Here is a 25,192-nt window from a genome sequence, read left to right on the forward strand (position 1 = left end):
CGCGCCGACCGCGGGGCGCCCCCCGGCGCTCCGCGCAGCGGCCCACCCCCGCGCGGAGCGCGGACGAAAGGGCGGGTGGGTGGGCAAAACCCCACCTCCCGGCCACACGCCGCGCATCGCGCGGCAGGCGTACGCTCACCCCCAGGCCGTGTCAGACACCGCAGAGGGGACGAACCGTGCCGGTCGAGGGGCGACGGGACAGCCGTTTCGGGCAACTGCTGCGTCGGGGGTTCAGCGACCCGCGGGCCGCCGAGGTGCTGTTGGACGGTCCGGTGTTGCGCCCGGCCGCCGGCGACGGGGTGTTGCTCGACGCGCTCGGCGCCACCGCCGACCCCGATCTGGCGCTCCGCTCGCTGGCCAGGCTCGCCGAGGCCCAGCCGGCCGACGAACTCGCGCTGCTGCTGGACACGCTGCTGGCGGCGAAGCCGCTGCGCGACCGGCTGCTCGGGGTGCTCGGCGCGTCGGAGGGGCTCGCCGACCGGCTGGCCAGGTATCCCGCCGACTGGCAGGCGCTGGTCGCGTTCGAGACCGCCGACCTGCACCCGGGGACCGTCGAGTTCGAGACGGCGCTGGCGCCGGCCACCGACCCGGACGGGCTCCGGGTCCGCTACTACCGAGCGCTGCTCACCATCGCCGCCCGGGACATCACCGGCACCACGGGGTTCGCCGAGACCGCCGCCGAGCTGGCCGACCTCGCCACCGCGACGCTGCGCGCCGCACTGCGGATCGCGCAGCGCGAGGCGCCGGCCGACGCCGCGGCCTGCCGGCTGGCCGTCATCGGAATGGGCAAGTGCGGCGGCCGGGAGCTCAACTACGTGTCGGACGTCGACGTGATCTTCGTGGCCGAGCCGGCCGAGGGCACCGAGGAGGGCCCGGCGCTCCAGGCCGCCACCCGGCTCGCCGCCCACATGATGCGGATCTGCTCCGACACCACCGCCGAGGGCACCATCTGGCCGGTGGACGCCAACCTCAGGCCCGAGGGCCGGAACGGGCCGCTCGTCCGCACCCTCTCCAGCCATCTCGCCTACTACCGCCGCTGGGCCAAGACCTGGGAGTTCCAGGCGTTGCTGAAGGCCCGCCCGGTCGCCGGCGACGCCGACCTCGGTGCCGAGTACCACGCCGCCGTGGCGCCGCTGGTCTGGCGGGCCGCCGAGCGGGAGAACTTCGTCTCCGACGTGCAGCAGATGAGGCGCCGCGTCGAGGAGTCCATCCCGGCGGCCCAGGCCGAGCGGGAGCTGAAGCTCGGGCCGGGCGGGCTGCGTGACGTCGAGTTCGCCGTCCAGCTGCTGCAACTCGTGCACGGCCGCACCGATCCCGAGCTGCGGCACGTCACCACCCTCGACGCACTCGACGCGCTGGCCGCCGGTGGCTACGTCGGCCGGCAGGACGCCAAGTCCCTCGACGCCTCCTACCGTTTCCTCCGCACCGTCGAGCACCGCATCCAGCTGCACCGGCTGCGGCGCACCCATCTGATGCCGGTCGACGACGTGGACCTGCGCCGCCTCGGCCGGTCGCTCGGCTTCCTCGGCGAGCCGGTCGAGGAGCTGACGGCGGCCTGGCGCCGGCACACCGCGGCCGTCAGGCGGCTGCACGAGAAGCTGTTCTACCGGCCGCTGCTGGACGCCGTGGCCAGGCTCGGCGGCGAGGGGCAGGTCGTCAGGCTCGGCCAGGCCGCGGCCCGCGAGCGCCTCGAGGCGCTCGGCTACGCCGACCCGGTCGCCGCGCTGCGGCACCTGACGGCGCTGGCCTCCGGGGTCAGCAGGAAGGCCGCGATCCAACGGACGCTGCTGCCGGTGCTGCTCGACCGGTTCGCCGACTCGGCCGACCCGGACTCCGGGCTGCTCGGCTTCCGCAAGGTGTCGGACGCGCTCGGCACCAGCCCCTGGTACCTGCGGCTGCTGCGGGACGAGGGCGCGGCCGCCGAGAACCTGGCCCGGGTGCTGTCGGCCGGCCGCTTCGCCCCCGACCTGCTGCTGCGGGCCCCCGAGGCCGTCGCGTTGCTCGGCGACCCGGCCGGGCTTCGCCCCCGCGAACGGGCGGCGCTCAGCCAGGAGGCGCTGGCCGCGGTGCGTCGGGCCGGGAGCCCAGAGGCGGCCGTCGCCGCGGTGCGCGGCGTCCGCCGCCGCGAGCTGTTCCGCACCGCGGCCGCCGACATCATCGACGCGTACACGCCCGAGGACAGCCCGGCCGCCCGGCCCCCGGCGGCGGTGCTCGACCGGGTCGGCCACGCCCTCACCGACATCAACGCCGCCGCCATCGCCGCCGCGCTGCGGGCGGCGACCGACGCCACCACGCCGGACGGCGCGGAGCCGCCGATCAGGCTGGCCGTCATCGCCATGGGCCGGTTCGGCGGCCACGAGCTGGGCTACGGCTCGGACGCCGACGTGATCCTGGTCCACGAGCCGCGCGAGGGCGTCGAGGAACAGCCGGCCGCGCGGGCCGCGTTCGCCATCGCCAACGAGATGATCCGGCTGCTGCAACTGCCGAGCATCGACCCGCCGCTGCTGATCGACGCCGGGCTGCGCCCGGAGGGCAGGAACGGCCCGCTGGTCCGCTCCCTCACCAGCTACGCCGCCTACTACCGCCGCTGGTCGCTGGTCTGGGAGAGCCAGGCGCTGCTGCGCGCCGAACCGGTGGCCGGGGACGTGGAGCTCGGCGCCCGCTTCGTGGAGCTGATCGACCCGCTGCGCTATCCGGCCGACGGGCTGAGCGACGAGTCGGTGCGGGAGATCCGCCGCCTCAAGGCCCGGATGGAGGCGGAGCGGCTGCCACGCGGCGCCGACCCCACCCTGCACACCAAGCTGGGCCGTGGCGGGCTGTCGGACGTCGAATGGACCGCGCAACTCCTCCAGCTGCGGCACGGCGCCGAGGTGCCGGCGCTGCGCACCACCAGGACCCGGGCCGCGCTGGCCGCCGCCGCGGCGGCCGGGCTGCTCGACGAGGAGGACGCGGGGGTGCTCGACGAGGCGTGGGTGCTGGCTTCCCGGGCGCGCAACGCGGCGCTGCTGGTGCGCGGTCGGCCGCTCGACTCCTTCCCCGGCGACCCGCGCGAGGCGGCCGCGGTGGCCCGCTATCTGGGCTACGAGCCTGGCGAGGTGGGCCGGATGCTGGACGACTACCGGCGCACCACCCGGCGCGCCAGGGTCGTCGTGGAGCGGCTGTTTTATGAGGGGTGAGGGGCTACGAGGGTTGAGGTGTTACGTGGGCTGGGCCGTGGCCGGCGCGGGTTCCGGCTCCGGCACCTGGCGCGGCAGCCGGTAGCACCACCGGCCGAACCAGAGGCGGGCGACGAGGTAGCCGAAGGCGAGGCAGATCGCGCCGCCGATCGCGTCGAGCCAGAAGTGGTTGGCGGTGGCCACGATGACCAGCAGGGTGAGCGCCGGGTAGAGCGCGCCGAGGATCCGCAGCCACAGCGGCCTGGCCAGCACGGCGATGGTGATCCCGCACCACAGGGACCAGCCGATGTGCATCGAGGGCATCGCCGCGTACTGGTTGGAGACGTCCGCCATGGCGGTGCCCTGGTTGGAGAGCGAGCCCCAGGTGCGGTGCACCGCCGCCGTGTCGATGAAGTCCATGCCGGCCATCAGCCGGGGCGGCGCCAGCGGGAAGAAGTAGTAGCCGAGCAGCGCCACCCCGGTGGTGGCGAACAGCACCAGGCGGGTCGCGCCGTAGCGCCCGGGGTGGTGGCGGAAGAGCCAGACCAGCACCCCGATGGTCACCACGAAGTGCAGCGTGGCGTAGTAGTAGTTCATCGGGACGATGAGCCACGTGACGCCGGCGATGGCGTGGTTGACGGCCAGCTCGAAGTCGAGGCTGAGGTGGCCCTGGAGGTCCCAGATCCAGCGGGCGTGCCGCTGGGCGGTCTCGATGCGCTCGGGTGCGGCGTTGCGGATGAGCGAGTAGACGCCGTAGCTGACGGCGATCAGCAGCAGCTCGAACCAGAGCTTGGGCCGGTGCGGGGCGCGGAGCCTGGCCAGGTGTCTCGGGCGGGCGGCCGAAGCCGATTCTGACCGGTTGGTCACGGGCTCAGCCGCTTCCACTTGCTCTTCTTCTTTCACCGTGACGCCGCCTGCCCCCATAGATACACAGTCTGCCAGAAGACTGACGGCGAGCTGATCATCGCAATTGGGAAAGTCGTCCGGATACGCTGGATTGCTCCCGTCCTTGGACCTACCGCCGGGCTGGCGGGAAGTGAGGTCTGTGGAGCTGGTGTAAGACCCGGCCTGTGGTTCCGCCCACGGAGGCTGTCAGCGATGAAGCAGAAAGCCCAACCTGTGAGGGGAGGACTCCCCGCCGATTGGTGGGGAGGAGGTCAACCCATGGTGTGGTCTTCGACCGGCCACCCCACGGGCCGGCGCCGGAACCGGGCTCCTCAAGCCACGGCCGGCGCCGCCGTCGTCGATCCCCGCACTACCAGCTCCGGCATGCTGCGTTCTTCCGGGGGGGCGACCCCCGGGCCCCCGCATGCGCCGTGCGGCCGTCACGTTCCTCCCGCCGTCGGCGCCGCCGTCGTCGATCCCCGCACCACCAGCTCCGGCATGCTGCGTTCTTCCGGGGGGCGACCCCCGGGCCCCCGCATGCGCCGTGCGGCCGTCACGTTCCTCCCGCCGTCGGCGCCGCCGTCGTCGATCCCCGCACCACCAGCTCCGGCATGAAGACGAACTCGCTGGGCGGCGCCGGGGTGCCGCCGACCTCCTCGAGGAGGGCGCGGACCGCGGCCTGGCCCATGGCCGGGACCGGTTGGCGGATCGTCGTCAGCGGCGGGTCGGTGAAGGCGATCAGCGGCGAGTCGTCGAAGCCGATGACCGAGCAGCCCTCGGGGACCGGCAGGCCGCGCTGGCGCGCCGCGCGGATCGCGCCGAGCGCCATCATGTCGCTGGCGCAGATCACCGCCGTGCAGCCGCGCTCCAGCAGCGCGGCGGCCGCGGCCTGGCCGCCCTCCAGGGTGAAGAGGGAGTGCTCAACGAAGCGCTCGGCCTCCGCGGCCTGGAGGCCCAACTCCTCCCGCATCGCCTGGAGGTAGCCCTCGATCTTGCGGCGCACCGGAACGAAGCGGGCAGGGCCGAGGGCCAGGCCGATCCGGCGGTGGCCGAGCGAGGCCAGATGGGTGACGGCGAGCCGCATCGCCGCCCGGTCGTCGGGGGACACGGCGGGCGCCCGCACCTTGGGCGAGTAGCCGTTGATCAGCACGAACGGCACCCCGTGCGCGCGCAGTCGCTCGTAGCGCTCCATGTCGGCGCTGGTGTCGGCGTGCAGCCCGGAGATGAAGATGATGCCGGCCACGCCGCGCTCCACCAGCATGCCGGTGAGCTCGTCCTCCGTGGAACCGCCGGGGGTCTGGGTCGCGAGCACCGGCGTGTAGCCCTGGCGGGTGAGCGCCTGGCAGATGACCTGGGCGAACGCGGGGAAGATCGGGTTCTCCAACTCGGGGGTGATCAGCCCCACCAGGCCCGCGCTCCGTTTCTGGAGCCGGGCCGGGCGCTCGTAGCCCAGCAGGTCGAGCGCGGTCAACACGGAGTCGCGGGTGGCGGCGGCGACGCCCGGCTTGCCGTTGAGCACCCGGCTGACCGTCGCTTCGCTGACCCCCGCCTGGGCTGCGATGTCGGCAAGCCGTGCGGTCATGGATCCGGACTGTACCGGCCGGGGGTCGGCATGCCCACCGGGCGGGGCGGAGTGCACCGGATTGTGGGAGTTCGTTCGCTGACGCCCACTCAGCGTGCGCCGGCGCGGGGCGGATTCCGGCGGATTGGCACCATAATCTTCCTTGCAGAAAATTGCCGCAAGGTCTTTCCAAAGCATTGCCCCACTGTTACGTTCCTGCCAGCCCGGCGCCGCAGTGGCGCGACGCAGCGGGGCGAATCAGCCTCGCCCCGAACCGGGCGTAACGCTTTGAAGGAGTTCACATGCGGCGCAGCATAGGGACGACAGCCGTGGTGGCGGCGCTGGCTCTTGCCGCAACGGCTTGCGGCAGCGACGACGACTCCAGCGGGGACGACGGCGCCGGCGGCGAGTTGAGCGGCACCGTCACCTTCTGGGACACCTCGAACGAGACCGAGGCCGAGGTCTTCCAGGCGGTCGCCGAGGACTTCGAGGCCGAGAACCCGGGTGTCACCGTCGAGTACGTCAACATCGGCTTCGACGACGCGCAGAACCGGTTCAAGAACGCGGCCGGCGCCAACGAGGCGCCGGACGTGATGCGCACCGAGGTCGCCTGGGTGGCGGACTTCGCCAGCCTCGGCTACCTCTACCCGCTCGACGGCACCGCCGCGCTGGAGAACGAGGACGACTTCCTGGAGACGGCCTGGGCGAGCACCCAGTACGCGGACCAGACGTACGCCGTCCCGCAGGTCACCGACACCCTCGCGCTCTTCTACAACCGGAGCCTGCTCGAGGAGGCCGGCGTCGAGGTGCCCGAGTCGCTCGACGACGTCGAGGCGTCCCTCCCCGCCTTCCAGGAACAGGGCGTCACCCCGCTCTACGTCCGCGGCGACGACCCCTACTGGTTCCTGCCCTTCCTCTACGGCGAGGGCGGCGACCTGGTGGACGACGAGGCGCAGCGGGTCACCGTCGACGACGAGGCCGGCACCGCGGCGTTCGCCCGGATGAACGAGCTGATCGCGTCAGGCGCCGGCATCACGGACACCACCGACGGCTGGGAGAACATGATGTCCGGCTTCGCCGCTGGCGAGGTCGCGATGATGATCAACGGCCCCTGGGCCATCGCCGACGCCACCGCGGCCCTCGGCGAGGACCTCGGCGTCGCCCCCGTCCCCGCCGGCGGCCAGGCGCAGGGCTCCCCGCTCGGCGGCTGGAACTACGGCGTGTACGCCGGCACCCCGGACGCCGACGCCTCCTTCGAGTTCGTCCGCTACATGAGCTCGGCCGCCACCCAGCAGCGGATCACCGAGGAGCTGAGCCTGCTCCCCACCCGCGAGTCCGTCTACGCCGAACAGTCCGTCGTGGACAACGAGATGGTGCAGTTCTTCAAGCCCGCCGTGGACGTGGCGCACGAGCGCCCCTGGATCCCGCAGGCCCAGTCGCTCTTCGAGCCGCTGCAGATCTCCATCGAGGCCATGCTCACCGGCTCCGCGTCGCCCGAGCAGGCGGCCGCCGACACCGGCGACGCCTACCGCGACCTCCTCGAAGACTGGCAGTGAGCGATGGGCGGGGAGGGCCGACACGATGGCCGCTGACACCGTGAACGCACCGGGCACGGCCCCGGTCCTGGCCGCGGGCGCCGAGCGCGCCCGCGGCCCCCGCCGCGGGCGGCGCGCCGACCGGCCCGCCGGGCCGCTGCGCCGCCGGCTCGCCACCTACTGGTACGCCTGGGCCATGATCGCGCCGGTGGTCGCCGTGATCGGGGTGATCATCGGCTGGCCCCTGGTCCGCGGCGTCTACCTCTCGCTCACCGACGCCGACGAGGCCAACGTCGAGCGGCAGATCGGCGTCAACAAGATCGAGGCGACCTACGAGTTCGTCGGCCTCGAGAACTACTCGAGGATCCTCAGGGACGGCGACTTCTGGGACCGGCTCGGCTGGACCGTCGTCTGGACGGTCGCCTGCGTCGGCATCACCTTCCTGCTCGGCCTCGGCCTCGCCGTGATGCTCAACCGCGCCTTCCGCGGCCGCACCCTCTACCGGATGGCGCTCATCCTGCCCTGGGCCATCCCGGCCTTCGTCTCCGTCTTCGCCTGGCGGATGCTCTACAACGAGCGCAACGGCATCCTCAACGGCCTGCTCGACAAGGGCGGCATCGACGGCATCGCCTGGCTCTCCGACCCCACCTGGGCCAAGGTCGCCGTCATCGCCGTCAACGTCTGGCTCGGCGTCCCCTTCATGCTGATCGCGATGCTCGGCGCCCTCCAGTCCATACCCGGCGAGCAGTACGAGGCCGCCGAGATGGACGGCGCCAACGCCTGGCAGCGGTTCTGGAACATCACGCTCCCCGGCGTCCGTTCGGTCAGCATGACCGTGGTGCTGCTCAGCACCATCTGGACCTTCAACATGTTCCCGGTGATCTTCCTGCTGACCCGCGGCGGGCCAGCAGGATCGACCGACATCCTGGTGACCGAGGCCTTCCGATTGGCCTTCGTCTCCAGTCCTCGGGATTTCGCGAACTCCGCTACCTGGGGCGTGCTCATCCTGCTGCTCCTGGTGCTGTTCGCGATGGGTTACCGCAGGGCTCTCCGCAAGCAAGGAGAGGTGTGGTGACCGTGACTCCGCACCCCGATCCGAAGAACGAGGGCTTCCAACCCGAAGGTTGCGGTCCAGCCCGAACCGACCCCTTTCGGGACGAAGAGAAGCTACCACAGGCGAAGGGGGCTATTCCCCCATCTGCCCAAACCCGTGATCGGCTCACTAGGAGAGTGATGGCCTCCACTGAGACGGCACAGCGAGACGATTCAGGCTCCGGCCGCTCCGTCGCCCACCGCAGCCGGCACCGCCGGCAGCGTGGGGAGCGCTCCCGGCGCGCCTCCGTCGGCCTGCACCTGGCGCTGCTGCTCGCCGCGGTGATCGCGGTCTTCCCGCCCTTCTGGCTGCTGGTCACCTCCTTCAAGCCGAAGAGCGACACCTTCACGCTCTCCTTCCTCTCCGACTTCACGCTGGACAACTACGACCACGTCATCAACGACACCGAGTTCCTCACCTGGTTCGGTAACTCGGTGCTGATCGTGCTCGTCACCACCGTGGTCGGCGTGCTGATCTCCGCCACCACCGGGTACGCGCTCAGCCGCTTCCGCTTCCCCGGCATGCGCCCGCTGATGTGGACCCTGCTGATCACCCAGATGTTCCCGATGGCGGTGCTGATCGTGCCGCTCTACAACCTGATGTCGCGCTACGGCCTGCTCAACCAGCCCGTCGCGCTGATCGTCACCTACCTGACGATCGCCGTGCCGTTCTGCGCCTGGATGATGAAGGGCTTCTTCGACACCATCCCGGTCTCCATCGACGAGTCGGGCCGGGTCGACGGGCTCTCCCCGTTCGGCACCTTCTGGCGGCTCGTCATGCCGCTGGCCAGGCCGGGCCTCGCCGTGACCGGCTTCTACACCTTCGTCACCGCCTGGGCCGAGGTCGCCTACGCCACCGCCTTCCTGACCGGCGAGACCAACCTCACGCTCGCCGGCGGCCTCCAGACCTTCGTCAACCAGCACACCCAGGACTGGCACCTGATGACGGCGGCCGCCGTGCTGATCGCGGTGCCCGCCACGCTCGTCTTCGGCTACGCGCAGCGCCATCTGCAGTCAGGTCTCACGGCCGGCGCGACGAAGTCCTGAGCGCCGACCACCGGACCCCGACCCTCCCGACCGGCCCCAACCACCCAGGGATGACATGACCCAGCACCTCGCCGACCGCACCGAGCCGAACGGCCCCGGCACCGAAAGCCGGCCGGACTGGTGGCGCGACGCGGTCATCTACCAGGTCTACCCGCGCTCCTTCGCCGACGGCGACGGGGACGGCATGGGCGACCTGCCCGGCATCCGCAGCCGGCTGCCCTACCTCGCCGAACTCGGCGTGGACGCCGTGTGGCTGAGCCCGTTCTACGCCTCGCCCCAGGCGGACGCCGGCTACGACGTCGCCGACTACCGGGCCATCGACCCCATGTTCGGCGACCTGCACGACGCCGACGCCCTCATCCGCGACGCCCACGACCTGGGCCTGCGGATCATCGTCGACCTGGTGCCCAACCACTCGTCCGACCGGCACGAGTGGTTCCAGCGCGCGCTCCGCCAGGGCCCGGGATCCCCGCTGCGGGACCGCTACCACTTCCGGCCTGGCAAGGGCGCCGACGGCGAACTCCCGCCCAACGACTGGGAGTCCATCTTCGGCGGCCCCGCCTGGACCCGCACCACCAACCCGGACGGCACCCCGGGCGAGTGGTACCTCCACCTCTTCGCCCCCGAACAGCCCGACCTCAACTGGGACAACCAGGCCGTCCACGACGAGTTCCGCTCCGTGCTGCGGTTCTGGCTGGACATGGGCGTCGACGGCTTCCGGATCGACGTCGCGCACGGCCTGATCAAGGAGGCTGGACTGCCCGACATGGGCCAGTCGGGCCAGCTCAGGATGCTCGGCACCGACGTGCTGCCGTTCTTCGACCAGGACGGCGTCCACGAGATCTACCGCTCCTGGCGCAAGATCCTCGACGAGTACCCGCAGCAGCGCATCGCCGTCGCCGAGGCGTGGACCCCGACCGCCGAGCGCACCGCGCTCTACGTCCGCCCCGACGAGCTGCACCAGGCGTTCAACTTCCACTACCTGACCACCCCCTGGGGCGCCGACGAGCTGCGCGAGGTCATCGACAGCTCGCTCGACTCCATGCGGCCGGTCGGCGCCCCCACCACCTGGGTGCTCTCCAACCACGACGTGGTCAGGCACCGCACCCGGCTCGGCGACAGCCTCGCCCGCGCCAGGGCCGCCACCCTGCTGATGCTGGCGCTGCCCGGCTCTGCCTACCTCTACCAGGGCGAGGAGCTCGGCCTGCCCGAGGTCGTCGACCTGCCGGACGAGGTGCGCCAGGACCCGGCGTTCTTCCGGCGCGCCAACCACACCGCCGACGCGACGGACGCCGAGGACGGGCAGGACGGGCTGCGGGACGGCTGCCGGGTGCCCATCCCCTGGACGGCGCAGGGCAGTTCGTTCGGGTTCGGCAGCGGCGGCAGCTGGCTGCCGCAGCCGCCGGCCTGGGGCAAGCTCTCCGTCGCCGCCCAGACCGGCGACCCCACCGCCACCCTGGAGCTGTACCGGGCGGCGCTGGCGATCCGCCGCGAGCAGCCGGCGCTCGGCGCGGGCGACGAGGTGGAGTGGCTGGCCACCCCGCCGGGCGTGCTGGCCTTCCGGCGGCGGTCCGGGGAAAACGGGCCCGCGGTGGTCTGCGCCGTCAACACCACCGACAAGCCCGTCGAGTTGCCCGACGTCCTCACCCCGGGCGGCAGCCGGCTGCTGGCCAGCGGCCCCTGGCCGGAGGGCACCGCGCTGCCGGCCGACACCACCGTCTGGTGGGGGGAGTGAGCGATCCGGGCTCGGACGCCAGGAGCCCCCGGCTCGCCGACCTCGCCCAGCAGGCCCGGGTCAGCGAGGCCACGGTCAGCCGGGTGCTCAACGGCAAGTCGGGGGTGGCGGCGGCCACCCGGCAGCGGGTGCTCGCCGCCCTCGACGTCCTCGGCTACGAGCGCCCGCTGCGCCTACGGCAGCGCAGCGCGGGGCTGATCGGTCTGGTCATCCCCGAGTTGACCAACCCCATCTTCCCGGCCTTCGCCCAGGTGATAGAGCAGGTGCTGGCCGGCCACGGCTACACCCCGGTGCTGTGCACCCAGTCGCCGGGCGGCGCCACCGAGGACGACCTCGTGGACCAGCTCGTCGAACGCGGCGTCACCGGCATCGTGTTCCTCTCCGGGCTGCACGCCGACACCACGGCCGACCCGGCCCGCTACGCCAGGCTGGCCGGGCGCGGCGTGCCGTTCGTGTTGATCAACGGCTTCAACGAGCGGATCAACGCGCCGTTCGTCTCCCCGGACGACGCCGCCGCGACGCGGATCGCGGTGCGGCATCTGCGGGCGCTCGGCCACGAGCGGATCGGCCTGGCCGTGGGGCCGCACCGGTTCGTGCCGGTGCGGCGCAAGGTCGCCGGCTTCGAGGCCGAGCTGAACGGGCGGGGCGTCGTGCAGCACACGCTGTTCAGCGTCGAGGGCGGCCAGGCCGCCACCTCCTCCCTGCTGGACGCCGGCTGCACCGCCGTCGTCTGCGGCAGCGACATGATGGCGCTCGGCGCCATCCGGGCGGTGCGGCAGCGCGGGCTCGACGTACCGACCGACGTGTCGGTCGTCGGCTACGACGACTCCGACCTGTTCGCCTTCACCGACCCGCCGTTGACCACGCTCCGCCAGCCGGTGCGGGCCATGGCGAGCGCGGCGGTCGACGCCCTGCTCGAGGAGATCGGCGGCAACCTCGTGCAGCACACCGAGTTCGTCTTCCAACCGGAGCTCGTGCTGCGCGGCTCGACCGCGGTGGCGCCGCGCGGCTGACCGCTCGTCGGGTGCGCGAACGCGCCGCGCTTCGCAAGAAATTGCGGAGTCGTGGCGCGGAGGTTACGGGAGTCGTGCGCGATGCCTTGACCGACCTGGCTGTCGCCCCTACGGTCTCCGCAAGTTCTTGCAGTTCTTTCTTTCCCTTGCAGGCCCTCCGTCCTCCGGGAGGCGTTCATGCACATCCGACAACTCGCGAGCACCGTGCTGGCCGGCCTGTTGGCCGTCGCCGGCTCCGTGGTCTCGCTCACCGCCGCGACCCCCGCCCAGGCCGCACCACCCGGTGCCCGGGATGTCACCGCGGTCCTCTTCAACTGGAACTTCGACTCCATCGGCCGCGAGTGCCAGCAGCGGCTCGGGCCGGCCGGCTACGGCTACGTCCAGGTCTCCCCGCCCCAGGAGCAGATCCAGGGCGGCCAGTGGTGGACCGCCTACCAGCCCGTCAGCTACCGCATCCAGAGCCGGCTCGGCGACCGCGCCCAGTTCGAGAACATGGTGGACCGCTGCGCCGCGGCCGGCGTCGGCGTGGTCGTCGACACCGTCATCAACCACATGTCCGCCGGTTCCGGCACCGGCACCGGCGGCTCCTCCTACACCAAGTACGACTATCCGGCGGCCCCGTACAGCGATGGCGACTTCCACACCTGCCGGCGGAACATCGCCAACTACGCCGACCGCGGCGACGTCCAGAACTGCGAACTGGTCGGCCTCTCCGACCTGGACACCGGCAAGGACTACGTCAGGCAGCGCATCGCCGACTACATGAACGACCTGCTGTCCCTCGGCGTCGCCGGCTTCCGGATCGACGCGGCCAAGCACATGGCGGCCGCCGACCTGGCGGCCATCCGCTCCCGGCTCGACGACCCGAACGCCTACTGGAAGCAGGAGGTCATCCACGGGGCCGGCGAGGCCGTGCAGCCGGGCGAGTACCTGGGCAACGGCGACGTCCAGGAGTTCCGCTACGGCCGCGACCTCAAGCGGGTCTTCCAGAACGAGAACCTGGCCTACCTCGCCAACTTCGGCGAGGGCTGGGGCTACCTGTCGGACGACCGGGCCGCCGTCTTCGTCGACAACCACGACACCGAGCGCAACGGCTCCACCCTCACCTACCGCGACGGCGTGAACTACACGCTGGCCAACGTCTTCATGCTGGCCTGGCCCTACGGCTCGCCCGACGTGCACTCCGGCTACGAGTTCACCGACCACGACGCGGGGCCGCCCAACAACGGTGCGGTGAGCGCCTGTTGGCAGGGCGGCTGGGAGTGCCAGCACGCCTGGCCCGAGATCGAGTCCATGGTGGGCTTCCGCAACGCGACCAACGGCCAGGCCGTCACCAACTGGTGGGACAACGGCAACGACGCGATCGCCTTCGGCCGCGGCTCGGCCGGCTTCGTCGCCATCAACCACGAGACCTTGGCCCTCACCCGCACCTACCAGACCTCGCTGGCCGCCGGCAGCTACTGCGACGTCCAGACCGGCAACCAGGTGACCGTCAACGGCTCGGGACAGTTCACCGCGACGCTGGGCAGCAACACGGCGCTCGCCCTGCACACCGGCGCCCGCACCTGTGACAGCCCGGTCGCGGCGGGCGCCGCGTTCCAGGTGAACGCCACCACGCAGCCAGGCGAGAACATCTACGTGGTGGGCGACATCCCGCAGCTCGGCGGCTGGGACCCGGCCAGGGCGATCCGGCTGAGCGCCGACGGCTACCCGCTCTGGCGGCTCAACCTCGCCCTGCCGGCCGGCACCACCTTCCAGTACAAGTACGTGCGCCGCTGGGACGGCGGGACCGGCGTCACCTGGGAGTCCGGCGCCAACCGCACCGCCACCGTGCCGAGCGGCGGCCTGGTGACTCTCAACGACACCTGGCGGTCGTGACCGCCCTGGCGGGCTGAACGCTCCGAAGGAACCGGTGCGCTCCCGAAAGGGCCGGGGCTTCGCCCCGGGCCCCGGGAGCGTGCCCTTTCCGTGAGCCGCTGCCCTTTCCGGGCCATGCCCCCGCCAGGGGAGCCCGTCAGTCGACCGGGGCGAGCCAGCCATCCAGGACAACGGTGCCCTCGCCGAACCGTTCGGCGAGGGCCGCCGCCAACTCGGGGGTGGCGACCGGCACATCGGCCCTGACCACGTTGTGGACGTCGTCGACGTAGGAGCCCTGGGTCTCGGGGAACTCCGTCATCACTTCGGCCTGGATGTCCAGGAGCTCGGCGTAGTCGTGCTCGGCCGTGGTCAGGCAGAGCGGGCCGTCCCACAGCTCGCGCAGCCGCTCCTCGTAGGCGGCCGGGTCGTCCGTGAAGCGGACGGTGACGATGGCGGTGTCGTCCCGCTGGTCGATCCAGCCGCCCGCGTAGGTGTCGAAGATCGAGGCGCCGGCGATCGCCTCGCCCGCCGTGCCGTCCTCCACCAGGGTCCGGTCCACCGGCTCCCAGCCGCCCTCCGGCTCGGGGCACGGCGTCTCGAACTCCTCATCGAAGAGCGGCTCTTCGGCCTGTTCCGCGTCCGCGTCCGCGTCCGCCTCCTGGACGGCGTCGGTCGGCGGCTGGGCGAGCGTCAGCCGCTCGCCGTCCCAGGTGCCGACCACGTCGTAGCTGCCCCAGGTGGTGCCGAGGGCCGACTCGGCGGTCAGGTCCGTCCAGCTCCAGCCGACCACCTCGATACCGCCCGAGCACTGCGGCGGATACGACTCCTGCAACCCCCAGCACATCAGCGGCCCCTCGTCGCCGCTCTCCAACACCGTGACGTCGGTTCCCTCGTAGACCAGCGGCTCGGTCCCCGGCGCGTCGGCCGCGTCGGCCGGCGGCGTCTCGCTGCCGCAACCGGTCAGCACGATCAGCGGGACGACCACCAGCGAGCCCGAATACCTCAGCGCACCCCTCATGCCGATCTGATGCGGACACCGGCGGATCGGTTCCCGTCAGGAACCGAGCATCGACAACTCGCCGCCGCCCTCGAGCCGGGCGGTCAGCTCGGTGCTCGTGCCCTGCTCGGCCGGCAGGGCCAGGGTGCGGCCGGCGCCGTCGCCGCTGACCGCGCCCTCGGCGGTGATCTCCGTGACCCCCTCGCTCGCGGCCGCCAGCAGATACCAGTTCTCCGCGGGTGACATCCACAGCGCCCCGCTGAGCACGGCGGGCCGCCGCTCGCCGCAGGAGGCGCTGTCCTCCGCGCTGGCCGTCACCGCGGCCGGCTCGGTGGCGCGCTCGGCCGGCGGCAGGAAGACGGCCAGGGACCGGCTGCCGGTGCCCCGCCAGGTGTCGCCCCGCAGGCACACCCACCGGGCGGTGCCGGCGGCTTCCGGCAGCTGCTGCTCGGCGAAGTCCCAGGCGTTGAGCGTGCGCATCCCGGCCCCGCTCACCAGCGGCAACTGGCAGGCCATCCGCGCCCACTGGGCCCGCTCCTCGGTCGAGCCGATCCAGTTGCGCGGCTCCGCCGGGGCGCCGCCGGTCAGCACCGCGGGCGCCAACTCGCCCAGATCCGCCAGCAGATACGGCTCGGCGGCCCCCTGTGGGGTGACCGCGAGGGCGGCGAACGAGGCGCACTCGCCCGGACGTTCGCCCGGCTCGCCGGCGGCGGTGCGCAGCGGGTCGGTGACGCCGTGGTCGTCCACGGCCAGCTCGGCGGTGGCCGCGGTGGGGTCGAGCAGCTGGAGGGTGCCGGCCTCGGCGACCCAGGGGGCCAGCAGATAGCGGGTGTTGCCGTCGCCGCGGCTGACCACCGCGGCGGCCGAGGAGACCAGGTCGGCGCCGTCCACCCGGGCGAAGTCCAGCGCCACCCGACCGCCGTCGGCGCCGTCCTGCTCGGCGTACCTGACGAGCCGCAGCCCGTCGTGGAGCAGCACCACCGACGTGCCGCCGGACTCGCCGGCGTAGAGCAGCTGGGCGGGGCCCGGCGCGGGGCCCGTCTGGGTGCCTGGGGTCGCCGAGACGGCCACGCTCTCGCCCGGCCTGGCCCACACCGCCAGGGCCCGGCGCAGCAGCCCGGTGTCGTCCACCGCCTCGCCGCGGGCCGGCCAGACGGAGAAGTCGAGCCGGGCCGAGCGCTTCCAGGTGTCGGCCGGGACGCGCCGCAGCCCGTTCGGGTCGAGCGCGGCCTCCGCCGCCTCGTTCCGGCTGTAGCTGGGGGCGGCCGCGCCGTCCGGGCCCCAGCCGTCCGGCAGCAGTGCGAGACCGCCGGCGACCACGAGGGTGAGCGCCGCGGCGCCGAACAGCGCGCCCCTGGCGTGCTGGCGGCGGCGCAGCAGGTCGGTGGCCCTGGCCTGGAGCGCGCACGGGTCGGCCAGCTCGACCGCGGCCGGCAGCCCGGCGGCCGCCGCCACGGCGGCCGCCGCGTCGTCCGCCGGGGGGCCGGTGGCGGCGAGCAGCCGGCGGACGGCCGGCTCGTCGAGCCCGTCGACGCGGCGCAGGGCGTAGGCGGCGCGGCCGGCCGGGGTGAGCTCGGCGAGCCGCTGGTCGAGGGTGAGTTCCTCGGGCTCGCCGGCGCGCGGGAACAGCCGCAGGCCCACCACCTGGGGCAGCGACCACGGCGGGCGCGGCACCCGGCGCCTCGTCCTGGCCGCGTCGAGCGCGGCCCGCAGCACCCGGTGCCGCAGGTAGGTGTAGCCGGCGTCGGCGCCGTCCCGCTGCGGGGGCGGGGCCGGCTCGTCCTGGGCGGATCTGCCGCGGGGGAGGGCGCGTTGGGCGAGCGCGTGCGCGGTGAGCACCCGCCGCTGGCGGCCCAGCGAGTGCGGGAGGACGAGGTAGCCGAGCCGCACGAGCCGCGGATAGTGCTCGACCAGCGCCGCCTCGGCCCGGTCGAGGCCGACGGGCTCGTGGGTGGTGTCGGTGGGGGTGTCGGGGGAGGTCACATCGCTGGCAGCCACACCGGCAGAACGAGCGGCCCCCGCCGCCGGTTACGCGGCGCGACAGAGCGGCGCGGCGCGGTCAGCGCTCCAGGTACGCGAGCACCGCGAGCACCCGGCGGTTGTCGTCGTCGGACGGCGGAAGCCCCAGCTTGGCGAAGATGTTGGAGGTGTGCTTGGCCACCGCGCGCTCGGTGACGACCAGCCGCTCGGCGATCGCCGCGTTCGAACGGCCCTGCGCCATCAGCTCCATGACCTCCAGCTCACGCGGAGTCAGCTTCTCCAGCGGCGAGTTCTGGGTGCGGCGGGCCAACAGCTGCTGGATCACCTGCGGGTCCATCGCGGTGCCGCCGCCGGCGACCCGGCGGACGGCGTCCACGAACTGGTCGGCGTCGAAGACCCGGTCCTTGAGCAGGTAGCCGACGCCGCCGTTGCCGTCGGCGAGCAACTCGCGGGCGTAGAGCTGTTCGACGTGCTGGGAGAGCACCAGGACCGGCAGCCCAGGCTGTTCGCGGCGGGCCGTGAGGGCGCACTGCAGGCCCTCGTCGGTGAAGGAGGGCGGCAGCCGGACGTCCACCACGGCGACGTCGGGCCGCAGTTCCGCCAGGGCGCGGGTGAGCTCTGGCCCGTTGTCGACGGCGGCGGCGATCTCGAACTCGTGCGCCTCCAGGAGCCGGACCAGACCGTCCCGCAACAGGAACAGGTCTTCGGCGAGGACTACGCGCACGGGGCTCTCCGGAGTGGGGGACGACGGGTTCCGGCCCACCACCCTATCGGCGCCCGGGCGCCGTGGGGCGCCCGGGCGGCGGCTGTCAGCCGCGGGGGAGGACCGTGCCGAGCACGGACGGCAGCGAGTGCCAGTCGGAGCTGACGACGCTGGCGCCGGCGGCGGCCAACTCGGCGGTGCGGGCGGCGGCCTGGGCCTCGGTCGGGGTGGTGGCGCTGATGGCCGGCGGCACGTTGTGGGCGTCGGTCATCACGACCAGGTAGCCGCGGTCGGCGTACCAGTCGAGGTCGACGCCGTCGGTGTAGGCGGTGGCGTCGCCGTCGAAGACCACGAACCAGGGGCGCAGCGTGGCGTCCGCGTAGCGGGCGACGCGCGGGTCGCCGGCCTCGGCGCCGTGCACGGCGGGGAAGGCGGTGGTGGTGCCCAGGGTGCCGGCGGCGGCCGAGTCGCGGAGGTGGCGGCCGTACTCGACGTCCGTCCAGAGCGAGTCGAACGGGTTGCCCTCCTCGACGGTGCCGGGGATCAGGTGGATCAGGAACTTCCCGGCCAGCTCGTCCCGGCTCGGCCAACCGCCAGCCCGAACGGCCTCGTCGAGGGTCGCGTGGTCGCCGGTCAGGTCGCCCGGGCCGAAGACGGCGTCGCCCAGGGCGCCGTTGACCAGCGCGTCGAACTGTGCCGGGCCGCGGCCCAGGTTGGCGGCGAAGCCGTCCTTCAGCTCGATCTTCAGGAGGATCGGCCGGTGGCCCGGGTTGGCGTCGTGCCAGGCGCGGAGGTCGTTCAGGCAGCCGGCGAGCGACTGGTTCCTGGCGCCGGTCCTGAACTGGTCGGCCGACGAGGCGTTCTCGCAGTTGTTGGCGTTGCCGAACGGGTTGTCGTGGGCGACGCGCCAGCCGCTCCCGAAGAAGTTGGTCCAGACATCGAGCTCCAGCATCCCGGCGCCGGAGTCGAGGGCGTCGGCGAAGTAGGGGAAGGTGCCCTGGAGGTAGGCGTTGTGCACGCCGACCGAGGTGGTCGCGGAGTACGCGGTGGCACTCGGCGCCGGGTCGGCGGCCTGGGCCGAGAGGGGGGCGGTCAGGGCCAGCGCGGCGCCGAGCAGGATCGCCGCGCGGGCCAGCAACCGTATTCTTCGCATGGAGTCGCCGCCTTCGCTTCGGTGGGGGCCGTCAGATCAACGCGCCGCCAGCGTATGCGAGTTGGCGTTCGACTTGGTGATGCGTGAGCGAACGGCGGGCCAACGGGCCCGCCGGGAACAGGCGCTATCCGCGCGGGGCGCAGGGGATCTCGATGGTGACCAGGGTCGGGCCGCCGGCCGGGCTGCTCAGGGCGAGCGTGCCGTCGAAGGGGCCGAGCCGGCGCTCCAGGCCGCGGAGCCCGGTGCCGGCGTCCAGGTCGGCGCCGCCCCGCCCGTTGTCCGTGATGGCGATCCTGAGGGTGCGCTCGCGCCCGCTGTAGTAGATGTCCAGCCAGGCGTTGCTCGCGCCCGAGTGCTTGGCCGCGTTGGTCAGTACCTCGCTGATGGCGAAGTAGGCGGCCGACTCGACCGACTCGTCGAGCCGCCCCGGCAGTTCCACGTCCACCTCGACCGGCAGCTGCATGCGCAGCGCGAGCGCCTTGGCCGCGTCGCCCAGGCCCCGCTCGGCCAGCACCGGCGGGTGGATGCCGCGGACCAGGTCGCGCAGCTCGGTCAGCGCCTCGGCGGAGCTGGCGCGGGCCTGCGCGAGCAGCTGCTTGGCCTGCTCGGGGTCGCGCTCGATCAGCGCCTCGACGGTGCCGAGGCTCATGCCCATGGCCACCAGCCTGGCCTGGGCGCCGTCGTGCAGGTCGCGCTCGATCCGGCGCAGCTCGGCGGCCGCCCCGTCCACCGCGTCGTGCCGGGTCTCCGCGAGCCGCTCCACCCGCTGGGCGAGCAGCTGCCGCTCGGAGAGGCCGATCAGCGCCCTGGTCATCAGGAAGTGGCCGCGGATCATCTGGCGGCCGACGTACTGGGCGAGCACGCCGAAGCCGAGGCCGACGAGGGCCGCGAGGACGGCGGTGAACCAGGAGCTCACGGGCACGAAGGCGAACCAGTGGGTGCCGCCCGCGTTCACGATGGGGATCCAGACGCCGGCGAGCAGCACCAGGCCCCAGACGGCGTAGCCCTGGAGCGTGAACGGGATCAGGGCGAGCGTCAGGCCGGCGACGGCGTCGACGAGCAGCCAGCCCGCCTCGCGCCAGGTGGTCTGGTCCCGCAGCATCACCATGCAGCGCTCGACCTGCCCCGCGATGCCGCCCCGGCGGCCGGCCGGCGACCGGTAGCCGGCGGTGATGGTGATCCCGAACCAGTCGGCGGCCAGCCGCCGGCGGTGGTTGGCGTGGGCGCGGACGGCGTCGACGACCAGCGGGGTGGTGAGGACGCCGACGCCGATCGGGATCAGCGCGACCGAGACCGCGAAGAGCACGAACAGCAGCGTGGACGCCATGATCGTCAGCGGGATGAGGAGCAGCCCCTGAGCGCTCGCCAGCAGGGCTTCGCGCAGCCGTCGCCTGTCCATGTGTTTCTTCGACCTCTTCCGTGCCCGTGTCGTCCGTGATCACAGTCTGCTGGTCGGGCCCGGCACGCGTCACGGGGGGCAGCCGCCCGACCCCTGGGTGTACCTGGATACACCCGGCGGTGGGAACGGCCGAGGGCGCGCCCGCCGGGAGTCGGCGGGCGCGCCCTCGTGTGTGGTGCCTCCCCGGACCCGCGCCCGAGCTGCTGGCCGTGGGCCGGGGAGGCGTCTTGGGGAGCCCGTGGGCTCCGGGCCTGCCTCAGACCAGGCCGGCGGCCGCCAGCTCGGTGCAGGCGGTGTCGACCAGCAGCCTGGTCACCACGTAGGGGTCGCAGTTGGCGTTGGGGCGGCGGTCCTCGATGTAGCCCTTCTTGTCCCGCTCGACCTGCCACGGGATGCGGACCGAGGCGCCGCGGTTGGAGACGCCGTAGCTGTACTGGTCCCAGGGGGCCGTCTCGTGGGCGCCGGTGAGGCGGTCCTCGACGCCGACGCCGTAGTTCTTGATGTGCTCGAGCGGCTTGCCGTCCTTGCCCAGCGACTCGCAGGCGGCGATGATCGCGTCGTAGCCCTCGCGCATGGCCTTGGTGGAGAAGTTGGTGTGCGCGCCCGCGCCGTTCCAGTCGCCCTTGGCCGGCTTCGGGTCGAGGGTGGCGGAGACGCCGAAGTCCTCGGCGGTGCGGTAGAGCAGCCAGCGCGCGATCCACAGCTGGTCGGAGACCTCCAGCGGGGAGAGCGGGCCGACCTGGAACTCCCACTGGCCCGGCATGACCTCGGCGTTGATGCCGGAGATCCCGAGGCCGGCCTTGAGGCAGTTCTCCAGGTGCGCCTCGACGATGTCGCGGCCGTAGATCTCGTCCGCGCCGACGCCGCAGTAGTAGCCGCCCTGCGGGGCGGGGAAGCCGTTCTCCGGGAAGCCGAGCGGGCGGGAGCCCTTGAAGAAGGTGTACTCCTGCTCGATGCCGAAGATCGGCTCCTGGGCGGCGAACCGCTCGGCGAGCGGGCGCAGTTGGGCGCGGGTGTTGGAGACGTGCGGGGCGCCGTCGGCGACGTTGTAGACCTCGTTGAGCACCAGCACGTGGTCGCCGCCGCGGATCGGGTCCGGGTAGCTGGCGACGGGCTTGAGGATGCAGTCGGAGGCGTGACCCTCGGCCTGGTTGGTGCTGGACCCGTCGAAGCCCCACTCCGGCGGCTCGACACCGTCGGCCACGATCTTGGTCTTCGAGCGCAGCTTGGCGGTCGGCGAGGTGCCGTCGATCCAGATGTACTCGGCCTTGTAGCTCACGGTTTCGTGCTCCTCCGGGAGGTCATCGCGGGTGCGTCACAGCGCTGAGCGCTCCGCGGGAAACACGGCCGGTCGACGGCGGGCCGGCGGGGCCCGGGTACCGCACCGGACTTCGCACGGCGCTCGGTCAAACCCTCACCACCTGGCATTTCCCGCCAGTTGCCCGACTGTTAAGGAGCTGTGAACTACGTTTCGGCGGGAATACCGGCACCGTGTGATCCCCGGGCCGCCTACGCTGATCGCCGTCGCGATCGGAAGAGAGGCACCGCCATGAGAATCGGACTGCTCGGTACCGGGCCCTGGGCGAGGCTGACCCAGGGGCCAGCGCTCGCGGAGCACCCGGAGGCGGAGCTGGTGGGGGTCTGGGGCCGCAGGCCGCAGGCGGCGGCCGAGCTCGCCGGCCGGCTCGGCACCCGCGCCTACGACAGTGCCGACGAACTCCTCGCGGACTGCGAGGCGGTGGCCATCGCGCTGCCGCCCGACGTGCAGGCGCCGCTCGCGGTGCGAGCCGCGGCGGCCGGCTGCCACCTGCTGCTCGACAAGCCGGTGGCCACCACGGTCGAGGCGGCGCGCGAGCTGGCGGCCGCGACCCGGGCGGCCGGGGTGGCCTCGGTGGTGTTCTTCACGCTGCGGTTCGCGCCCGAGACGGCGGCCTGGGTGGCCGCGCAGAGCGGCGCCGACGGCTGGCTGACCGGGCGCGTCGACTGGTTCTCGCCGGTCTTCGGCGGCGCCGACACGCCCTACTCGGACTCGGCGTGGCGCAAGGAGCGCGGCGCGCTGTGGGACGTCGGCCCGCACGCCCTCTCGCTGCTGCTGCCGCCGCTCGGCGACATCGTGGGACCCGAGGGCGTGGTGGCGGCGCGCGGCCCGGGGGACATGGTGCACGTAGCGCTGCGGCACGTCTCGGGCGCCTCCAGCACGCTGACCCTCTCGCACACCGTGCCGCCGCAGGCGTCCGCGGTCACCGCCGAGCTGCGCGGCGCGGCCGGCGTGACCACGCTGCCGGAGCGCGCGGACGGCGGCGCCGTGCGGCCGTTCCTGCGGGCGGTCGACGCGCTCGTCGAGTCGGCCAGGACCGGCGTGCCGCACCCGTGCGACGCCGCCTTCGGGCTGCGGGTCACGGAGATCCTGGCCGCCGTCGAGGCGAAGCTTCCCCCGCAGCACCGGTAGGCACTGCTTCGGCCCGGGCGCCTCAGAACCGCAGTTCCCAGTCCTCGCCGTTGGCCGGGGGGCCGAACCTGGTGTGCGGGGTGGTGGCCACCAGGGTGAAGCCGGCGGCCCGGTAGATGCGGCGGGCGCTGGTGAGGACGTCGTTGGTCCACAGCACCATCCCGTGGTGGCCGGCCTCGCGGGCGAACCGCACGGCCTCGGCGACCAGCGCCCCGCCGATGCCCAGGCCGCGGGCGGCCGGCTCGACGAGGAGCAGCCGCAGCCGGGCGGCGGGCAGCCCGGCCACCGTGTCGCCCTCGTCCACGCAGAACACGGAGCCGACGGGTTCGCCGGCGTGCTCGGCGATCCAGCAGGACTCCCGCGCCGGGTCGTGTTCGGCGGCGAACCGGCCGACGGCCCGCGCGACCAGCGCCTCGAATCCGGTGTGCCAGCCGTAGCCCTCGGCGTAGCGGACGGCGTGGCGCTGGACGACCCAGCCGAACTCGCCGGTCCTCGGCGGGCGCAGCAGGAAGCCGGGCTCGGCCGGCCGGCCGTGGTCCAGGCCGAGCAGCCGGGCGACGGTGTCGAGCGCGGCGAGCAGCCGCTCGCGTTCGGCGGTGGTCAGCCGGTGGATCTGCTCGCCGATCACCGAGTTGGAGCGGGTGTCGAGCAGGGCGACGGCGTCCCGGCCGGCGGGGGTGAGCCGGATCAGCTGGCGCCGCGAGTCCGCCGGGTCGCGCTGGCGTTCGACGAGCCCGGTGGCCTCGGCCTGGGTGAGCAGCCGGCTCAGCTGGCCGGCGTCCATGTCGACCGCTCGCCTGAGGTCGGTGACCCGGGTGTGCTCGCGGCCGGCCAGCTCCCAGATGACGCGGGCCTCGGGCAGCGAGTGGGGGGTGCCGAGGCGGTGCGCGTAGTCGTAGGCGCCGACGAGCTTGACGTAGTCGCGGTTGAACTCCCTGATGCGCCGGACGACTTCGGTCGTCGGCGAGGTGTCCGCCGAACCGGTCTTTGACTCGATCATTGACTCAGTCAAACGTAAGCCGGCGTGCCGCGTCAACGGTGGTGTGCCGGGTGCGGTGAACGGGTGTCGCTTGCCGGGGATCCGGTGTGGCCGGCCGGCCGGAGCGGTGGACCGTGAGAACAGTTGATCATGTCATCAGATTCATCATATTCATCTGATAAGTCGGGTGGTGGGTGGTCCCGGGTTCCGCGCCGCACCGTGATCGGGCTGGCCGCCGGCGTCGGTCTGATCGCCCTCAACCGGATGCTGCTCCACTCCGAGGACGCCCCCGCCTCCCGGCCCGAGGCGGGCGACGCGGCCGGCGCCGCCGCGGACGCCGAGGGCTCCGCCTCCCGCCTGCGGCCGTTCACCGGCGCCGCCGCCCCGGCACCCGCCACGCCCCGGCGCGTCGCCGACGTCCCCCGCACACTGGCCGGCGTCGGCCGCCGGATCGCGCTCACCTTCGACGACGGCCCCGACCCCACGTACACCCCCAAGATCCTCCGGGTGCTGCGCGAACACCACGCGCCGGCCACCTTCTTCGTCTGCGGCGAGAACGCGGAGTGGCAGCCCGACCTGCTGCGGGCCGTCAGGGACGAGGGGCACCTGATCGCCAACCACACCTGGAGCCACCGGCAGCTCGACCTGCTGAGCGAGGCCGAGGTCCGCGACGAACTGGGCCGTACGAGTGACGTGGTGGCCCGCGCCGTCGGCCGCGCCCCGCGGCTGGCCCGCGCCCCCTACGGGGTCTGGGACGAGCGCAGCCTGCGGGTCTGCGCCGAACTCGGGATGCGGCCGCTCGGCTGGTCCGTGGACAGCGACGACTGGACCCGGCCGGGCGCCGGCCGGATCGCGGCCACCCTGCTCGACGGGGCCCACCCGGGCGCCGTCATGTTGGCCCACGACGCCGGCGGCGACCGCGAACAGACCGTCGCCGCGCTCCGCGCCTGCCTGCCACGGCTGCTCGACCGCGGCTACCAACCGGTGCTGCCGCCCGGCTGACCGCGCCGGCGGGTCGGTACGCCAAAGACGGCCCGCGCGCCTGCGCGCGGGCCGTCGGATGATGGGCATTCAAGCAGCCGGACGCCGACCCAGGGCCGCGGTGACCTCCTGCACGTTGACGAAGGTCCGATCGGTCGGCAGCCGCCGCACCGTCTCCACCAGATCGTCGGGGGCGTACGTCTCGGCGAGCGTCCGCAGCAGCGCCCGGCGGTCGGCCGGGAACTCGCTGCGCCGCAGATGGCGGGCAAGCTCGAAACGGAACGCCTCGTCCTCGGCCTCCTGCGGGCCGCCCGCGCTCGTGCGCGGGACCGGGCCGTCCAGCAGCGCGGGGTCGTCCTCGGCCGCCGGCTCCTGGTCCCGCCACTCCTCGGCCCTGGTGGGGTGCTCGGAGCGCAGCAGGCCCTGGAGGTCGTGCTTCATCAGGTCGTCACGGATGACGTTGAGACGGTTGCTGCCCCGTTGCTGCATGGCTGTACCTCCTAGCCTCGGGGCGCTCCGGGTACCCGGTGGCGGCCGGCCGACACGGGCGGGCCGGGTTTGCCGGGGCGGGATCCGGGCACTCGCCGCATTCGGCCAGCGAGCGGTTGCCCAGCGGCGGCGGGCGGCGGCGGGCGCCGGGCGCGGGATCAGGGGCCCCGCCCGGGGCCCGC

19 protein-coding genes are annotated in these 25,192 nt (G+C 73.3%); 9 read left to right on the forward strand and 10 right to left on the reverse strand.

The genetic code is table 11. The features are described 5' to 3' along the window. Nucleotides 1–176: 176 nt before the first annotated feature. Nucleotides 177–3,176, forward strand: a complete 3,000-nt coding sequence (locus ACYVPE_RS17730) for a bifunctional [glutamine synthetase] adenylyltransferase/[glutamine synthetase]-adenylyl-L-tyrosine phosphorylase (RefSeq protein ID WP_461034586.1) — start codon at nucleotides 177–179, stop codon at nucleotides 3,174–3,176. Between the two features lie 21 nt (nucleotides 3,177–3,197). On the opposite strand, the gene ACYVPE_RS17735 is transcribed toward ACYVPE_RS17730, so the two are convergent. Together ACYVPE_RS17735 and ACYVPE_RS17740 are read right to left on the reverse strand one after the other, a co-directional pair. After that, on the reverse strand, nucleotides 3,198–4,079 hold the full coding sequence (locus tag ACYVPE_RS17735; protein WP_461034587.1) for a phosphatase PAP2 family protein: 882 nt from the start codon (nucleotides 4,077–4,079) through the stop codon (nucleotides 3,198–3,200). A 514-nt stretch (nucleotides 4,080–4,593) separates the two neighbouring features. Beyond that, entirely contained in the window at nucleotides 4,594–5,622 is a 1,029-nt protein-coding gene (locus ACYVPE_RS17740; protein WP_461034588.1) for a LacI family DNA-binding transcriptional regulator, read from the reverse strand. Between the two features lie 281 nt (nucleotides 5,623–5,903). On the opposite strand from ACYVPE_RS17740, the gene ACYVPE_RS17745 reads away from it, so the two are divergent. From ACYVPE_RS17745 to ACYVPE_RS17770, 6 genes are all read left to right on the forward strand, one after another. Further along, on the forward strand, nucleotides 5,904–7,157 hold the full coding sequence (locus ACYVPE_RS17745) for an extracellular solute-binding protein (RefSeq protein ID WP_461034589.1): 1,254 nt from the start codon (nucleotides 5,904–5,906) through the stop codon (nucleotides 7,155–7,157). Between the two features lie 25 nt (nucleotides 7,158–7,182). Further along, nucleotides 7,183–8,211, forward strand: a complete 1,029-nt coding sequence (locus ACYVPE_RS17750; RefSeq protein WP_461034590.1) for a carbohydrate ABC transporter permease — start codon at nucleotides 7,183–7,185, stop codon at nucleotides 8,209–8,211. A 155-nt stretch (nucleotides 8,212–8,366) separates the two neighbouring features. Then, nucleotides 8,367–9,275 carry a sugar ABC transporter permease gene (locus ACYVPE_RS17755; RefSeq protein WP_461034591.1) on the forward strand — a complete coding sequence of 303 codons (909 nt, stop codon included), beginning with the start codon at nucleotides 8,367–8,369 and terminating at the stop codon, nucleotides 9,273–9,275. Between the two features lie 55 nt (nucleotides 9,276–9,330). Next, entirely contained in the window at nucleotides 9,331–11,010 is a 1,680-nt protein-coding gene (locus tag ACYVPE_RS17760) for a glycoside hydrolase family 13 protein (protein WP_461034592.1), read from the forward strand. Continuing rightward, nucleotides 10,998–12,023: a LacI family DNA-binding transcriptional regulator gene (locus tag ACYVPE_RS17765; protein ID WP_461034593.1), complete on the forward strand. Its 1,026-nt coding sequence runs from the start codon at nucleotides 10,998–11,000 to the stop codon at nucleotides 12,021–12,023. Before ACYVPE_RS17760 ends, ACYVPE_RS17765 begins: the two co-directional genes overlap by 13 nt. Before the next feature lie 177 nt (nucleotides 12,024–12,200). Next, nucleotides 12,201–13,901: a carbohydrate-binding module family 20 domain-containing protein gene (locus ACYVPE_RS17770; protein ID WP_461034594.1), complete on the forward strand. Its 1,701-nt coding sequence runs from the start codon at nucleotides 12,201–12,203 to the stop codon at nucleotides 13,899–13,901. 136 nt (nucleotides 13,902–14,037) lie between these two features. Here ACYVPE_RS17770 and ACYVPE_RS17775 read toward each other — a convergent pair whose 3' ends face one another. The 6 genes from ACYVPE_RS17775 to glnII form a co-directional block, all read right to left on the reverse strand. Further along, a complete protein-coding gene (locus tag ACYVPE_RS17775) occupies nucleotides 14,038–14,898 on the reverse strand; it encodes a hypothetical protein (protein WP_461034595.1) in 861 nt (286 codons plus the stop codon). 36 nt (nucleotides 14,899–14,934) lie between these two features. After that, nucleotides 14,935–16,875: a hypothetical protein gene (locus ACYVPE_RS17780; protein WP_461034596.1), complete on the reverse strand. Its 1,941-nt coding sequence runs from the start codon at nucleotides 16,873–16,875 to the stop codon at nucleotides 14,935–14,937. A 61-nt stretch (nucleotides 16,876–16,936) separates the two neighbouring features. Further along, a complete protein-coding gene (locus tag ACYVPE_RS17785) occupies nucleotides 16,937–17,581 on the reverse strand; it encodes a response regulator transcription factor (RefSeq protein WP_461034597.1) in 645 nt (214 codons plus the stop codon). 85 nt (nucleotides 17,582–17,666) lie between these two features. Next, a complete protein-coding gene (locus ACYVPE_RS17790; RefSeq protein ID WP_461034598.1) occupies nucleotides 17,667–18,713 on the reverse strand; it encodes a phosphatidylinositol-specific phospholipase C domain-containing protein in 1,047 nt (348 codons plus the stop codon). Between the two features lie 124 nt (nucleotides 18,714–18,837). Then, nucleotides 18,838–20,112, reverse strand: coding sequence for a sensor histidine kinase (locus tag ACYVPE_RS17795; RefSeq protein ID WP_461034599.1), 1,275 nt, complete (start codon nucleotides 20,110–20,112; stop codon nucleotides 18,838–18,840). A 256-nt stretch (nucleotides 20,113–20,368) separates the two neighbouring features. Continuing rightward, a complete protein-coding gene (gene glnII / locus ACYVPE_RS17800) occupies nucleotides 20,369–21,391 on the reverse strand; it encodes a glutamine synthetase (RefSeq protein ID WP_461034600.1) in 1,023 nt (340 codons plus the stop codon). 270 nt (nucleotides 21,392–21,661) lie between these two features. Here glnII and ACYVPE_RS17805 point away from each other — a divergent pair, with 270 nt between their 5' ends. After that, nucleotides 21,662–22,561, forward strand: coding sequence for a Gfo/Idh/MocA family protein (locus ACYVPE_RS17805; RefSeq protein ID WP_461034601.1), 900 nt, complete (start codon nucleotides 21,662–21,664; stop codon nucleotides 22,559–22,561). Between the two features lie 22 nt (nucleotides 22,562–22,583). On the opposite strand, the gene ACYVPE_RS17810 is transcribed toward ACYVPE_RS17805, so the two are convergent. After that, nucleotides 22,584–23,561 (reverse strand): GNAT family N-acetyltransferase, encoded by a 978-nt coding sequence (locus ACYVPE_RS17810; RefSeq protein WP_461034602.1) that lies wholly within the window; start codon nucleotides 23,559–23,561, stop codon nucleotides 22,584–22,586. Nucleotides 23,562–23,759: 198 nt separating this feature from the next. Between ACYVPE_RS17810 and ACYVPE_RS17815 the strand changes: the two genes are divergently transcribed. Further along, entirely contained in the window at nucleotides 23,760–24,542 is a 783-nt protein-coding gene (locus ACYVPE_RS17815; protein WP_461034603.1) for a polysaccharide deacetylase family protein, read from the forward strand. A 69-nt stretch (nucleotides 24,543–24,611) separates the two neighbouring features. On the opposite strand, the gene ACYVPE_RS17820 is transcribed toward ACYVPE_RS17815, so the two are convergent. After that, nucleotides 24,612–25,010: a DUF2795 domain-containing protein gene (locus ACYVPE_RS17820; protein ID WP_461034604.1), complete on the reverse strand. Its 399-nt coding sequence runs from the start codon at nucleotides 25,008–25,010 to the stop codon at nucleotides 24,612–24,614. Nucleotides 25,011–25,192: the final 182 nt, after the last annotated feature.

Source organism: Streptomyces mayteni, from assembly GCF_054783955.1.